This is a genomic window from Corallococcus terminator (assembly GCF_049194865.1).
In the GTDB taxonomy this organism is placed as follows: Bacteria; Myxococcota; Myxococcia; order Myxococcales; family Myxococcaceae; genus Myxococcus; species Myxococcus terminator_A.
This window is the reverse complement of record NZ_JBLZWL010000136.1, coordinates 180,466-193,553: the sequence shown is the minus strand read 5'-3', so window position 1 is coordinate 193,553 and position 13,088 is coordinate 180,466. Positions and strand designations below refer to the sequence as shown.

The 13,088-nt window shown below is 68.6% G+C and carries 13 protein-coding genes; 6 read left to right on the top strand and 7 right to left on the bottom strand.

Annotated features, from left to right (window positions below):
• The first annotated feature begins 290 nt into the window (after positions 1–290).
• The gene (locus tag ACN469_RS40580) at positions 291–707 is read left to right on the top strand and encodes a response regulator (RefSeq protein ID WP_498777252.1); all 417 of its coding nucleotides are present in this window, start codon (positions 291–293) and stop codon (positions 705–707) included.
• A 6-nt stretch (positions 708–713) separates the two neighbouring features.
• Here the strand turns inward: ACN469_RS40580 and uraH are convergent, their stop codons facing one another.
• From uraH to ACN469_RS40555, 5 genes are read right to left on the bottom strand one after another with little or no spacing between them, the layout of a single operon-like run.
• Complete coding sequence (gene uraH / locus ACN469_RS40575; RefSeq protein WP_498777250.1) at positions 714–1,058, bottom strand: hydroxyisourate hydrolase; 345 nt, start codon at positions 1,056–1,058, stop codon at positions 714–716.
• Positions 1,055–1,564: a 2-oxo-4-hydroxy-4-carboxy-5-ureidoimidazoline decarboxylase gene (uraD, locus tag ACN469_RS40570; RefSeq protein WP_498777248.1), complete on the bottom strand. Its 510-nt coding sequence runs from the start codon at positions 1,562–1,564 to the stop codon at positions 1,055–1,057. Before uraD ends, uraH begins: the two co-directional genes overlap by 4 nt.
• Entirely contained in the window at positions 1,561–2,583 is a 1,023-nt protein-coding gene (alc, locus tag ACN469_RS40565) for an allantoicase (protein WP_498777246.1), read from the bottom strand. The genes uraD and alc overlap by 4 nt, the downstream gene beginning before the upstream one ends.
• A gap of 21 nt (positions 2,584–2,604) precedes the next feature.
• The gene (gene allB / locus ACN469_RS40560) at positions 2,605–3,972 is read right to left on the bottom strand and encodes an allantoinase AllB (RefSeq protein WP_498777244.1); all 1,368 of its coding nucleotides are present in this window, start codon (positions 3,970–3,972) and stop codon (positions 2,605–2,607) included.
• Positions 3,969–5,414, bottom strand: coding sequence for an FAD/NAD(P)-binding protein (locus tag ACN469_RS40555; protein WP_498777242.1), 1,446 nt, complete (start codon positions 5,412–5,414; stop codon positions 3,969–3,971). The genes allB and ACN469_RS40555 overlap by 4 nt, the downstream gene beginning before the upstream one ends.
• A gap of 211 nt (positions 5,415–5,625) precedes the next feature.
• Between ACN469_RS40555 and pruA the strand changes: the two genes are divergently transcribed.
• Positions 5,626–7,281, top strand: coding sequence for an L-glutamate gamma-semialdehyde dehydrogenase (gene pruA / locus ACN469_RS40550; RefSeq protein ID WP_498777240.1), 1,656 nt, complete (start codon positions 5,626–5,628; stop codon positions 7,279–7,281).
• Between the two features lie 6 nt (positions 7,282–7,287).
• Entirely contained in the window at positions 7,288–8,136 is an 849-nt protein-coding gene (locus ACN469_RS40545; protein WP_498777238.1) for an aldose epimerase family protein, read from the top strand.
• 27 nt (positions 8,137–8,163) lie between these two features.
• On the opposite strand, the gene ACN469_RS40540 is transcribed toward ACN469_RS40545, so the two are convergent.
• Positions 8,164–9,006: an alpha/beta fold hydrolase gene (locus ACN469_RS40540; RefSeq protein ID WP_498777236.1), complete on the bottom strand. Its 843-nt coding sequence runs from the start codon at positions 9,004–9,006 to the stop codon at positions 8,164–8,166.
• A gap of 46 nt (positions 9,007–9,052) precedes the next feature.
• Positions 9,053–9,985, bottom strand: coding sequence for a LysR family transcriptional regulator (locus ACN469_RS40535; protein WP_498777234.1), 933 nt, complete (start codon positions 9,983–9,985; stop codon positions 9,053–9,055).
• Positions 9,986–10,066: 81 nt separating this feature from the next.
• Between ACN469_RS40535 and ACN469_RS40530 the strand changes: the two genes are divergently transcribed.
• From ACN469_RS40530 to ACN469_RS40520, 3 genes are read left to right on the top strand one after another with little or no spacing between them, the layout of a single operon-like run.
• A complete protein-coding gene (locus tag ACN469_RS40530) occupies positions 10,067–11,302 on the top strand; it encodes an acyl-CoA dehydrogenase family protein (RefSeq protein WP_498777328.1) in 1,236 nt (411 codons plus the stop codon).
• A 6-nt stretch (positions 11,303–11,308) separates the two neighbouring features.
• Positions 11,309–12,394: a phosphotransferase family protein gene (locus ACN469_RS40525; protein WP_498777232.1), complete on the top strand. Its 1,086-nt coding sequence runs from the start codon at positions 11,309–11,311 to the stop codon at positions 12,392–12,394.
• Entirely contained in the window at positions 12,394–13,086 is a 693-nt protein-coding gene (locus tag ACN469_RS40520) for a histidine phosphatase family protein (protein WP_498777230.1), read from the top strand. The genes ACN469_RS40525 and ACN469_RS40520 overlap by 1 nt, the downstream gene beginning before the upstream one ends.
• The last annotated feature ends 2 nt before the right edge of the window (positions 13,087–13,088 follow it).

Here is a 13,088-nt window from a genome sequence, read left to right as displayed (position 1 = left end):
AGGTGGGACCGGAAGGTCGGCAGAATCCAGAAGTCGATGGAATATCACGTTTCCATGTATCGGACACACCCCGTTGGGGTGAAGCAAACCCATGGCCTCGTCTGGCAGGCGACACCCACACGACGGACGGGCATGAAGCATGGTGGAGACCTGGCCACTCCCTGCCCCTTTGTACCTGGGTCTAGGGTGGGGGAGGACCCCTTGCTACGGCGGGCGCCGAGCGGGGATGCTCCATACCGAGGCCGCCACCCATTGGGCGCGTCACCTTCCACCGGAGGAGCCCGAGCATCGTGAAGCCCAAGGTCCTCATCGTCGAAAACTCCTGGACGATGCGCGAGACACTGCGCCTCCTGCTGTCCGGTGACTTCGACTGCACCGTGGCGGCGAACGGCGAGGCGGGGCTGGCCCAGGCCCTGAGCCAACCGCCGGATCTGCTGCTCTCGGATGTGAACATGGAGGGCATGGACGGCTACGAGCTGTGCCGTCGCTGCCGCCAGGAGCCCACGCTCCAGCACATCCCCGTCGTCTTCGTCAGTGGCTACGCGCCCCGCTCGGACAGCGACCCGAGCCTGCCCGTGCCCGACGCGTATCTCGTCAAGCCCGTGAAGCCAGCGCAGCTCATCGCCGAAATCAACGCCCTGCTCCAGCGAGGAAGCAGCCCGCCTCCCCCGGCGGCGCCCTCCCCGCAGCCCACCAACAAGGCCTGAAGCCCCTCAGCTCCCCCGGTACGTCGAGTAGCCGAAGGGGCTGAGCAGCAAGGGCACGTGGTAGTGCTCGTCGGGCGCGGCCAGCTCGAACACCACCGACACCGACGGGTAGAAGCCCTTCACGCCGAGGCCCCGGAAGTACGTCCCGGTGTCGAAGGACATCCGGTACACGCCGGGCTCGACGCGCGCGCCGGCCGGCAGGAAGTCGCGCACGCGGCCATCGTCATTGGTGACGCCGCGAGCCAGCTCCTTCCACTCGCCCGCGGCCACCTGAATCTCCAAGGCAATGGGAACACCGGAGGCCGGACGGCCGCGGTTCGTATCGAGGACATGGGTGGAAAGAGTGCTCATGACGCCAGCAGCTTCTCCAATCGGATGCGGGTGATTTTGGCCTGCTCTCCAGCGGCGATGCGCAGCTCCTCATCCGTCGCGTTGTCCAGGCGCGCGCGCAGCAGCCCCAGCATCTCCTCCGCGCTCTTGCCCGTGGCGCAGACGAGGAAGATGAAGCCGAAGCGCTGCTCGTAGGCCTTGTTGCCGTCGGCCAGTCCCTGGAGCACCGCCTCCGCGGCGCCGCTCACCCCGCCCTGCTCCTGCGAGGACCAGGTGGCGGTGGACGCGAACTTCGCGCGCAGCGAGTCCACGCCGCCGATACGCGGGTGGTGCTTGAAGGCCTCGTGCCAGTCGTCCGGCCCCGTCTGCTCCCAGAGCCACCCGGCCTCCGCCAACACGTGCTCCACGTCACGGTAGGGCCGCGCGCGCACCATGGCCTCCACCCACCGCGAGGAGCCACAGCAGCGCAAGAGCTCCTCCTTGGCCGCCTCGGGAGCCAGCGTGTTGAGTCGGGTCAGCGCGCTCATGCCGGCCGCCCGTGGACGCGCAGCCGGCTGACACCACCGTCGGGGAAGATTTTCAGCCGCACGTGGGTGAAGGGGCCCTTCGCCTTCAGCTCGGACTCGAAATAGTGACGGTGGTCCGCCTGGAGCTTCGTGCGCGGCAACAGCTCCGTCCACGCGAGGTCATGCGCGTTGGCGAAGTCCACCACCTGCTCGCGCAGGTAGATGCCCTCCAGGGACGCGCTCTCCGGGAAGTTGCCCTTGTAGTGCGCGGTGTCCACCTCCACTCGCTCCACCGAGCCGGGGACGGCCAGCTTCACCACAATCCAGTCGAAGCCCGGCAGCAGGCGCTTGCGGCGCGTCTCCCAGCCCTCGCCCATGTTGGCGGCGCGGCCCGGCAGGATGAGGTTGTCCTTGGGCCCGAAGAAGGCGTCGTTGCACGCGGACACCGTGCCGCCATTCTCCGCCGCCGCCAGGTCCACCGAACCATTCGCGTGCGTCAGCCGCGTCAGGTCCGGCCTCACCTCTCCGTGGACGCGGAAGCGCGCCACGCCACCGTCCGGGTAGATGTTGAGGCGCAGGTGCGTCCAGCGCTGCTCGCTGAGGATGGGGAAGAGGTTGCGCGAGCCGCCCTGGAGCCGGAGCTGCGGGAGGATGCGCGTCCACTTCGCGTCCACCAGCGACTCGGCGGAGGGAGCGCCTTCGACCTCCAGCGCATCCACGGAAGCGTACTCGGGGAAGTTGCCCACGAAGTGGTTGGTGTCGACGTCCACGCCGCGCAGCACTCCGGGCAGGCCGAGCTGGAGGATGCACCAGTCGTGGCCGGGCACGCGCTTGCGGCGCGACTCCCAGCCGTCCATCCACTTGCCCTGCTCGGTGTACTTGTCGGGGATGAAGACGCCTCGGCCGGGCTTGAGGAGGTTCTCCTTGCCGGCGAAGAACTCGTCACTGGCCAGCAAGGCCTTGCCGCCCACCTTCTCCGCGGCCAAATCGATGAGCTCGGTGAAGCCGACGCGCAGCTTCCCCTCTTCCGGTGCATGCATGGTGTGTACTCTCCAAAAGCTTCAAGCGGCGACGCGCGCCGAGGACGGGCGGCGCACCCAGGTTCCACTCGGGCGAGGGAACGGCTGCCCACGCTCGTAGATTTTCATCCCGCGAAGGAACGTCGTCTCCACCACGCCCGAGAGCGTGCGGCCCGCGTACGGCGTCAGCGGGTGACGGTGCTGGAGCCGCGTGGGCTCCACGGTGAAGGTGGCCTCGGGGTCGAACACCACCAGGTCCGCGTCGGCGCCCGGCGCCAGTGTCCCCTTCGTGCCGTGCAGTCCCACCAGTCGGGCCGGGGCTTCACACATCCAGCGGACCAGCGTCTCCAGGCCGTGGCCACGCTTGCGAGCCTCCGTCCACACGGCCGACAGGCTCAGCTGGAGCGAGGCGATGCCGCCCCACGCCGCGCCGAAGTCACCGCGCTCCAAGAGCTTCAGCGCCGGCGTGCAGGGCGAGTGGTCCGACACGACCAGCTCGATGTCGCCCCGCGCCAGCCCGGCCCAGAGCCGCTCGCGATTCTCAGCCTCGCGGATGGGTGGCGCGCACTTGAAGTGCGTCGCGCCGTCTTCAATCTCCTCGGCGGTGAAGCTGAGGTAGTGCGGACACGTCTCCACCGAGACATTCAGTCCCTCCCGGCGCGCGTCCGCCAGCAACGGCAGCGCATCCGCCGACGACAGATGGACGATGTGGACCCGGCAGCGGTGCTGTCGCGCCAGCTCCACCATCATCCGGATGGCGTCCTGCTCCCAGCGGCGAGGCCGGGACTCCAGATAGGCGCGGTACGTGCGCGGGCCGCCCGCGTCCGCCGCGTCCAGGGGTGACTCCAGCTCCGCGTGGACGATGAGCGGAATGCCACGCCGCGCGAGAATCGGCATCGCCACGTCGAGCACCGCGCGGTCCGCCGGGGGAAATTCGTCCACGCCGGAGGGACACAAGAAGCACTTGAAGCCCGCGACGCCCGCGTCGATGAGCGCCTCCAGCTCATCCGCGTTGCCCGGAATCACGCCGGCCCAGAAGCCGTGGTCCACCTGACTGGACTCGCGGGCCGCGCTCGCCTTGAGCTTCAGCGCCTCCAGCGTGGTGGTGGGCGGCAGCGAGTTGAGCGGCATGTCGACGACGGTGGTGATGCCTCCGGCCGCCGCCGCGCGCGTGGCCGTCTCGAAGCCCTCCCACTCCGTGCGGCCGGGCTCGTTGATGTGCGCGTGGCAGTCCACCACGCCGGGCATCACCACGTGATTGCCCACGTCCGCCACTGTCAGGGCCCCGAGGGCCTCACCGGGCCCCGCCACCTTCACCACCCGCCCGTCCTTCACCACCACCACCGCCTCGCGCAACCCGCCCGCCGCGAGGACGCGACGGCTGCGCAGCCCGAACTCACCACTGCTCATGGCTCGAATTCCTTCTCGTCGAAGCACTCCAGGGCGCTGAAGAACGCGTCCCGGTCATCCACGTAGAGCTGCCGCGTCACGCCCGCCGTCAGTCGAGGCAGGCTGTACTTCATGCCAGAGATGCTCGCGCCACCGAAGCCCAGCGAGAGCAGACACCCGAAGGTGTAGTTGAAAATGGACGCCAGATGCGGCGCGCGCCCTGGGTGCTTCTCCTGCAACTCGAAGCCGGGCCCCAGGTACGGATGGCGCAACAGGTCGGTGTGCGACTGACCCGAGGGCGGAGTGAAGCGGTCCTTCCAGAGCGCGATGTCCTGATGCAGGTTCGCCAGCTCCGGGCGCAGCGAGAGGTCCGTCACCGTGCCGCTGCCGACGATGAGCTTGTCGAAGGTGTAGTGCCCCCGCGGCGTGGTGATGCGCACCCGTCCGTCCACGGCCTCGGCGCCCACCCACGGGCTCTCCGCGTGCAGGTGGAACTGCGGATATGCGCGCGCTCGGCGGTACGTGTCGGCGGGAGGCAGCTGCCCCATCTCGAAGATACGGTGGATGAAGCGCCACTTGTCCGCGTCCGGCAGGTCCGCGTGGTGCTTGAGGAAGCCGACGAACTCCGCCCAGCGGTACGGGTTCACCGTCGGCAGCGTCTTGCGCCGGTAGAACAGGCGCACCTCGCCCGCGCCGTGCTCCAGCGCGACGGAGGCGTTGTCGAAGGCGGAGGCCCCCGCGCCGAGCACGCCCAGGCTGCGCCCTCGGAGCGCCTCGAAGTCGATGTCCTCGCGCGTCTGCGCGTACAGCTCGCGCGGCAGCCCCGCCACCACCGCCGGGACTTCCCAGCGCCCCGAGCCGTCGATGCCCGTGGCCAGCACGATTTTGCGAGCGTGGATGACCTCGCTCGTTCCGTTGCGCAGGTCCTCCAGCGGAACCTGGAAGCAGTCGTCCTCCGCGCTCCAGGTCAGCGCGCCCGCGCGCGAGCGGCAGCGCACGGGGATGCCCAGCGTGCGTCGGTACCAGCCGAGGAAGTCCGCCCACAGCTCCTTGGGGATGCGCTCCAGGGACGTCCAGGCGGCCTCGCCATACTGGGACTCGAACCAGGACTGGAAGCAGAGGTTGGGCAGGTTGTGGTCGGGGCCGGTGAGGTGCTTGGGCGTGCGCAGCGTGTGCATGCGCGCGAAGGTCTTCCACGGCCCGGCGAGGTCCTGCTCTCCGTCATCGACGACGAGCAGGTTCGTCACCTTCTCGCGCATCAGCCCGAAGGCGGCGGTGAGGCCGCTCTGCCCTCCTCCGATGATGAGGACATCCAGCACGGGCTGTCCGGCGCGGGTGCGGCGGGGGAGCACCCAGGAGCGGCGGGGATACTCCAGCCGCTCGAGGTCCTTCCGGAGCGCCTCTTCCAGGGCGATGAGGCCTGGGACGGGCGGCATCACGGGGCTCGGGGGCGGGATGCGCATGCCCCATCGTAACCGCGCGCTGTGTCGCCCGGTCAATGTGCCCCCCTCGCGCGGTATGAGCCTCCGGGCGGGGTGGTGGGAAATACCCGGCCGGTCCAGGGGTTGACAGCGGGTGTCCGGGCGCTGACGAGGGCCCGCTTCCATGCTTCCCCGGTGGAGCCGGTTGGTTCATGCTCCCCCGCCCTTTTCGCCCTGTCCCGAGGTCCACCGCGTGATCAACGCCTTCCCCCGCGTCCCGGCTCCCCGCAACGAGCCCATCCTGCCCTACGCGCCCGGTGCTCCCGAGCGCCGCGAGCTCCAGGCCGCGCTCAAGCGCATGGCCGGTGAGCAGATCGACATCCCGCTCATCATCGGTGGCAAGCAGGTGCGCAGCGGCAAGACGGACACCGTCCGCATGCCGCACCGTCACTCGCACGTGCTGGCCACGCTGCACGAGGCGGACGCCAGCCATGTCGAGCAGGCCATCCAGGCCGCCCTGGCCGTGAAGGAGGACTGGGCGCGGATGTCGTTCGCCTCGCGCGCCGCCATCTTCCTGCGCGCCGCGGAGCTGCTCGCCACGCGCTACCGCCCGCTCATCAACGCGTCCACCATGCTGGGTCAGTCCAAGACGGCCCACCAGGCGGAGATCGATGCGGCGTGCGAGGCCATCGACTTCCTGCGCTACAACGTCCACTTCGCCGAGCAGATTCTGGCCATCCAGCCGGAGTCCTCGCCGCAGACGTGGAACATGCTGGACTACCGTCCTCTGGACGGCTTCGTGTTCGCGGTGGCGCCGTTCAACTTCACGTCCATCGCGATGAACCTCTGCACCGCGCCCGCCATCATGGGCAACGTGGTGCTGTTCAAGCCGTCCTCCACGGCGGCGCTGAGCGCCTGGTACTTCATGGAGCTGTTGCGCGAGGCGGGCCTGCCCGACGGCGTCATCAACATGCTCAACGGCGACGGGCCCACCGTGGGCAACCCGACGCTGGCCAGCCCCCACCTGGGCGGCATCCACTTCACCGGCTCCACGCCGACGTTCAACTCCATGTGGAAGACGGTGGGAGAGAACATCGGCAGGTACAAGCAGTACCCCCGGCTGGTGGGTGAGACGGGCGGCAAGGACTTCATCGTCGCGCACGCGTCGGCGGCGGACGACGTGGACGCGCTCGCGGTGGCCATCGTCCGTGGCGGCTTCGAGTACCAGGGACAGAAGTGCTCGGCGGCCAGCCGCGTCTACGTCCCCGAGTCCCTGTGGCCCCAGCTCAAGTCCCGCCTCCAGGCGCTCATCGGCGACATCCGCATGGGCGACGTGACGGACTTCCGTAACTTCATGGGCGCGGTCATCGACGAGAAGTCCTTCAAGAAGGTCTCCTCGTACATCGACCTGGCGAAGCAGGACGGCGAGGCCAGCATCGTCGCGGGCGGCGAGGCGGACCGGAAGGAGGGCTGGTTCGTGAAGCCCACGTTGGTGCAGCTCACCAACCCGCGTCACCGCATCCTGCGCGAGGAGATCTTCGCGCCGCTGGTGGGCGTGTACGTGTATCCCGACGCGAAGTACGTGGAGACGCTGCGCGAGGTGGACCAGAGCGCGACGTACGCGCTGACGGGCGCCATCTTCGGCCGTGACAGGAAGGCCATCGACACGGCGATGAGCGAGCTGCGTCACGCGGCGGGCAACATCTACATCAACGACAAGCCCACGGGCGCGGTGGTGGGCCAGCAGCCCTTCGGCGGCTCCAGGGCGTCGGGCACCAACGACAAGGCGGGCTCGCTGCTCAACCTCCTCCGGTGGACCAGCCCTCGCACGGTGAAGGAGAACTTCGCCCCGCCCGTGAAGGTGCCGTATCCGTTCATGGACAGCGACCCCCACGATGGGGGTATCTAGGCTCGTATGAGCCGAGCGTTCCCCGGTATCGCCGGGTTGGAGACGTACGCGTTGAAGAGTGACGACTGCCGCGTGGAGGTCATCCCTTCACGCGGCGCACTCGTCACGAGCATCCTGGTGGGCGACGAAGAGGTGCTCTACCTCGACGAGTCCACGGTAGCGGACCCGGCGAAGAACGTGCGCGGTGGGATTCCCGTGCTGTTCCCCAACGCCGGGCCCCTGCCGGGTGACACGTATCCGGCGCATCGACACGCCTACAGCCTGCCGCAGCATGGCTTCGCGCGACGCATGGCGTGGGCAGTGCGGCAGGCGGAGGACTCGCTCCTGGTGCTGGGGCTGAAGTCCACCGAGGAGACGCTGCGCATCTATCCCTGGCAGTTCGATGCGCAGCTCACGTTCTCCCTCATGGGTCGGAGGCTGACGCTCGACTTCGACATCCAGAACCCTGACGTCCACCCCCTCCCCGTCCACCTGGGCTTCCACCCATATTTCCGGGTGCCAGACGCGGCAAAGGCGGCGGCGACAGTGGAGACGGACGCGACGCACGCGTGGGACAACCGCGCGAAGCTCGAGGTGCCCTTCAACGGACTCGACCTGACGGCCGACGAGGTGGACCTGCACTTGAGGGACCACTCACGTACGGAGACGCGGCTGCTCCGGGGCCCGGGCCTGCGGCCCATCCACCTGTCGTGGAGCCCTGAGTTCCGGGTGATGGTGGTGTGGACGCTGAAGGGGAAAGACTTCGTCTGCGTGGAGCCGTGGACCGCCGCCGCGGGCGCCCTGGCCACCGGCGAGGGGCTGCTGTACGTGCAGCCCGAGGAGCGGCTGTCGCTCGCGTTCGATATCGAGGTGTGACGCGGGCCCGAGGGAGACCTCGGGTGCTCACGGACGTGGCGTCATCCGGGAGGCGAACTCGCGCATGGCGGAGGCCACGGCCTCCGGACGTTCCACCCAGGGAAAGTGCGCCGCGCCCTCCACCGTTCGATGGAGGATGTGCGGCCCCTGGAAGGTGGGCTGCGCCCAAGGCGTCTGCTGGACGATGCGGTCCTCGGCGCCGCTGATGATGAGCGTGGGCAGGGAGCGCGGCCACCACGTGTGGACGTACGTCTCATCGAAGGCGCGGTCGGACCAGTCGACCGCCGCGCGGTTGTAGGGCATCCGCCGCAGCAGCTCGCGCCCCGTGTCGACGCTCTCGGCCGTGAAGTTCCACTCCGCCGAGGCCACCGCGATGTCGCGGAGTCGCTCGTTCGTGCGCTCGGCGTCATAGCGCTGGGTCGCCGCGTCGACTTCGGGCAGGGGATGCCGTTGGGTCATCGCGAAGAACGGCGCACGCCAGCCCGCATCCGGTGCCGTGCTCACGAGCACCATCCCCACGAGGAGCGTCTCCAGCTCCGGCACGGACAGCAGATACATGCCGCCAGTGGAGTGCCCCAAGTAGACGCAGTTCGGAAGCGCGCGGGCGGCCTCGACGAGAACACGGGGCCACACGTCGAAGGGGACCTCCGGGGCGCCCGGGGGCGAGACGTTCGACCCATCTCCCGGCAGGTCCACCATCCAGCACGTGCCGGGAACATCCAGTATGTCCACCAGCCCGAACAGGCTCTCCGAGCCAATCCCCGGCCCACCCGGGAGCAGCAGCCAGTTGAAGGCGCCTGGGCGAGAGCTCCGCTGGCGAAGCCGAACGCCGGACGGGGTGAAGAACTCTGTCGTGGACGACACGTGCATGGGCTGAACCTAGACCAACGCTCTCGGAACACGACAGTGGGATGCGCTATCTCCTCCGGCCGCCCATCAGCCCCTTCGCCAGGGATTGAAGCTCCGAGCGCAACCACTGGCTGCGCGGCTCGCTGTCCTCAGCTCGATGCCAGTACAGGTGCAGCTCCAGTCGGGGCAGCGCGAGCGGCATCGGCAACAGGTGGTTGTCGAGCTCCGTGTTGATCTCCTCCGCGCGGCGCCGAGGCATCGTCAGCATCAGGTCCGAGCCCGACACGATGCGGCAGGCCGTCTCGTAGTGCCGGCAGCGCACCGTCACCTCGCGCTGATACCCCAGACGACTGAGCACCAGGTCCTCCACCGCCAGCCCCGTGCGCCGTGACGACACCGTGACGTGCCGCGCTCCCATGTACGCCGCCACATCCAGCCGCCTGCGCTTGCGACTCACCACGCAGAATGCATCGTGAGTGAAGGCCGTGTGCCGCAGCTCCGCGCTCGTGGGTTGCTCCACGTCGATGGCCAGGTCCAGCCGTCCCGAAGCGAGGTCCCGCTCCAGCCGTGTCCGCTCCAGCCGCACGCTGCTGATGCGCGCCTCCGGACTGCGCTCCCGGAGCCGAGCGACGAGCCGAGGGACGATGGACGGCTCCAGCATGTCGCTCATCGCCAGCGTGAAGGTGCCCACGTCCCGCACGGGCTCGAAGCCCCGCGTGTGGTGCACGGCCTGCTGCAACAGGGCCAGCGCCTCACGAATCTCCGGTGCGAGTCGCTCGGCCAGCGGCGTGGGTGCCACTCCGCGTCCCTCCCGGACGAACAACGGAGACCCCAGTTGCTCGCGCAGGCGGGTCAGCGCATGGCTCACCGCCGACTGGCTGAGGAACAGGACCTCGGCCGCGCGCGTCAGGTTGCGCTCTCGATAGACGACGTCGAACACCCTGAAGAGGTTGAGGTCGGGGGCCCCCTGCCGCCGGGCCACATCATGAACTGCGCTCATGACGACACATGACCAACATTCAGTGGATTCAACAAGAGGCGGGTGCCAAGGATGGACGCCTCTCGTGGAGGAGGCATCACCGTGGACTTCGAGCCCAGCGCCAGAGCGAAGGACTACCTGGAGCGCGTGAAGCGGTTCATGCGCGAGCACATCGAGCCCGCCGAGGAGCGCTACTACCAAGAGGTCATGGAAGCCTCCCGGGGCGGCGACTGGAAGACGTGGCCGGTGTCCTCCGTCATGGAAGACCTCAAGGCCCGCGCCAAGGCGCAGGGGCTGTGGAACCTCTTCCTCCCGGACGAGAAGCTCGCCCCGGGCCTCACCACGCTCGAATACGCCCCCATCGCCGAGGAGACCGGGCGCAGCCTGATGGCCCCCGAGGTCTTCAACTGCAACGCCCCCGACACCGGCAACATGGAGGTGCTGTGGAAGTACGGCACCCCCGCCCAGCAGGAGCGCTGGCTCAAGCCGCTGCTCGCGGGTGAGATCCGCTCGGTGTTCTGCATGACGGAGCCGGGCGTGGCCTCGTCGGACGCCACCAACATGGAGGCCACCGCCGTCGTCGAGGGCGACGAGGTCATCCTCAACGGGACCAAGTGGTGGTCCACCGGCCTGGGGCACCCCAACGCCAAGGTCACCATCTTCATGGCGCGCACGCCTGACGCCGGGGGCGACCGTCATCACCAGCACTCCATGGTGCTCGCGCCCCTGGACGCGCCGGGCGTCACCATCAAGCGCATGCTGCCCGTCTTCGGCGAGTACGACGCGCCCCACGGCCACGGCGAGGTGCGCTTCGACAACGTGCGCGTGCCGCTCTCCAACGTCATCGGCGGCCCGGGCATGGGCTTCGAGATTGCCCAGGGTCGATTGGGTCCCGGCCGCATCCACCACTGCATGCGCTGCGTGGGCGCGGCGGAGCGGGCGCTGGAGTTGATGATTGACCGGGGCATGAACCGCACCGCCTTCGGCAAGCCCATCATGAACCTGGGCGGCAACCGCGAGCGCGTGGCCGAGGCCCGCATCGCCATCGACCAGGCCCGCCTGCTCACGCTCTACGCCGCGTGGAAGATGGACCAGGTGGGCCCCATCGGCGCGATGACGGAGATCTCCGCCATCAAGGTCGTCGCCCCGAGCATGCTCCAGCGCATCGTCGACGACGCCATCCAGCTTCACGGCGGCGCGGGCGTCTCCAACGACACGGTGCTCGCGGGCTTCTTCGGGCAGGCGCGCACGCTGCGGCTCGCGGACGGCCCGGACGAGGTGCACAAGGGCGTCATCGCCCGCATCGAGCTGGCCAAGCGCGGCTTCTCCAGGAAGTGACCCACCATGGCCACCCACGCCACGCCTTCCACTTCGCTCGACACGCCCGGCTCCATCCGCGCCGGTGAGGAGTTGAACGTCGCCGCTGTCGATGCCTGGCTCAAGCAGCAGGTATCGACACTCGAGGGCTCGCCCACGGTGACGCAGTTCTCGGGCGGCGCGTCCAACTGGACCTACCGCCTCAAGTACCCGAACCGCGACCTCATCCTTCGCCGTCCGCCGTCAGGAACGAAGGCGAAGTCCGCGCACGACATGTCGCGCGAGTACCGCGTGCAGAAGGCCCTCAAGCCCGCCTACCCGTGGGTGCCGGAGATGGTGGGGCTGTGCCAGGACCCCGCCGTCATCGGCGCGGACTTCTACGTCATGGAGCGCATCGAGGGCATCATCCCGCGCGCCAACATGCCCCGGGGCATGAACCTCGGCCCCGCGGAGACTCGCAAGCTCTGCCTCAATGTCGTCGACCGGCTGCTGGAACTGCATGCCGTGGACGCCCAGGCCGTGGGACTGTCGTCGCTCGGCAAGGGGGCCGGCTACCCGAGGCGCCAGGTGGAGGGCTGGTCGGACCGCTACGAGAAGGCCCGGACATGGAACGTGCCGAGCTTCAAGTACGTGCGCGCCTGGCTCAAGGACCACATCCCCGACGATGTCGCCACCTGCGTCATCCACAATGACTGGCGCTTCGACAACGTGGTGTTGGACCCGGGAGACCCGACGCACGTCATCGGAGTGCTCGACTGGGAGATGGCCACGCTGGGCGACCCGCTGATGGACCTGGGCAGCGCGCTGGCCTACTGGGTCCAGGCCGATGACGACTTCTTCATGCGCGCCACGCGACGCCAACCCACGCATGTGCCCGGCATGCTGCGCCGCCAGGAGGTTGTCGAGTACTACCTCCAGCGCTCCGGCCTGAAGCCCGCCAACTGGACCTTCTACGAGGTCTTCGGAATCTTCCGGCTCGCCGGCATCATCCAGCAGATCTACTACCGCTATCACCACAAGCAGACGCGCAACCCGGCGTTCAAGAACTTCTGGTCGCTGGTGACGTACTTCGACTGGCGCTGCAGGCGCCTCATCCGGAAGGGTGGTCGCTGATGGGCGTGGTGTACCTCATCCGCCATGGACAGGCGTCCTTCGGCGCGGAGAACTATGACCAGCTCTCCGAGACAGGCTTCATCCAGGCACGAGTGCTCGGCGAGGCGCTCAAGACGCGGTTGACCACCGTGGATGCGGTCGTCGCCGGCACGCTCGTTCGACATCGGCAGACGGCGGAGACGTGCCTCACGGCGATGGGCACGAGCCTGTTGCCCACGCGCACTCCGGGCTTCAACGAGTTCGACCATGACGAGCTCGTGGCCCGGCACACGCCCCGCTACGCGAATCACGCGGCATTGGCGGAGGACCTGCTGGGCGCGAAGGACCCGCGACGCGCGTTCCAGGAGCTGTTCACCCAGGCGGTGGCGCGATGGGTCGCCGGGAAACACGACGCGGAGTACGCGGAGCCCTGGACGGTGTTCCGGGAGCGCTGTGTGCGAGCATTGGACGCGCTCATCCAGGGCCTGGGGCCATCGAAGACGGCGCTGGTGTTCACCTCGGGCGGCCCCGTCACGGCCATCTGCCAGCACCTGCTCCAGATTCCAGACGAGCACGCGTTCCGGTTGAACTGGACGCTCGCCAACTGTGGCGTCACCAAGGTCATCTACAGTGACCGGGGCCGCTACATGTCCACGCTCAACGAGCACACCCACTTCGAGGGCTCCCAGAGCGCTCTCATCACCTACCGCTGAGG

Bases quoted from the DNA above. Each gene is read 5' to 3' on its own strand.
- ACN469_RS40525 (WP_498777232.1), top strand. From the start codon at position 11,309: ATGGCCACCCACGCCACGCCTTCCACTTCGCTCGACACGCCCGGCTCC.
- ACN469_RS40535 (WP_498777234.1), bottom strand. From the start codon at position 9,985: ATGAGCGCAGTTCATGATGTGGCCCGGCGGCAGGGGGCCCCCGACCTC.
- ACN469_RS40545 (WP_498777238.1), top strand. From the start codon at position 7,288: ATGAGCCGAGCGTTCCCCGGTATCGCCGGGTTGGAGACGTACGCGTTG.
- ACN469_RS40520 (WP_498777230.1), top strand. From the start codon at position 12,394: ATGGGCGTGGTGTACCTCATCCGCCATGGACAGGCGTCCTTCGGCGCG.
- ACN469_RS40555 (WP_498777242.1), bottom strand. From the start codon at position 5,414: ATGCGCATCCCGCCCCCGAGCCCCGTGATGCCGCCCGTCCCAGGCCTC.
- ACN469_RS40540 (WP_498777236.1), bottom strand. From the start codon at position 9,006: ATGCACGTGTCGTCCACGACAGAGTTCTTCACCCCGTCCGGCGTTCGG.
- uraD (WP_498777248.1), bottom strand. From the start codon at position 1,564: ATGAGCGCGCTGACCCGACTCAACACGCTGGCTCCCGAGGCGGCCAAG.
- alc (WP_498777246.1), bottom strand. From the start codon at position 2,583: ATGCATGCACCGGAAGAGGGGAAGCTGCGCGTCGGCTTCACCGAGCTC.
- allB (WP_498777244.1), bottom strand. From the start codon at position 3,972: ATGAGCAGTGGTGAGTTCGGGCTGCGCAGCCGTCGCGTCCTCGCGGCG.
- uraH (WP_498777250.1), bottom strand. From the start codon at position 1,058: ATGAGCACTCTTTCCACCCATGTCCTCGATACGAACCGCGGCCGTCCG.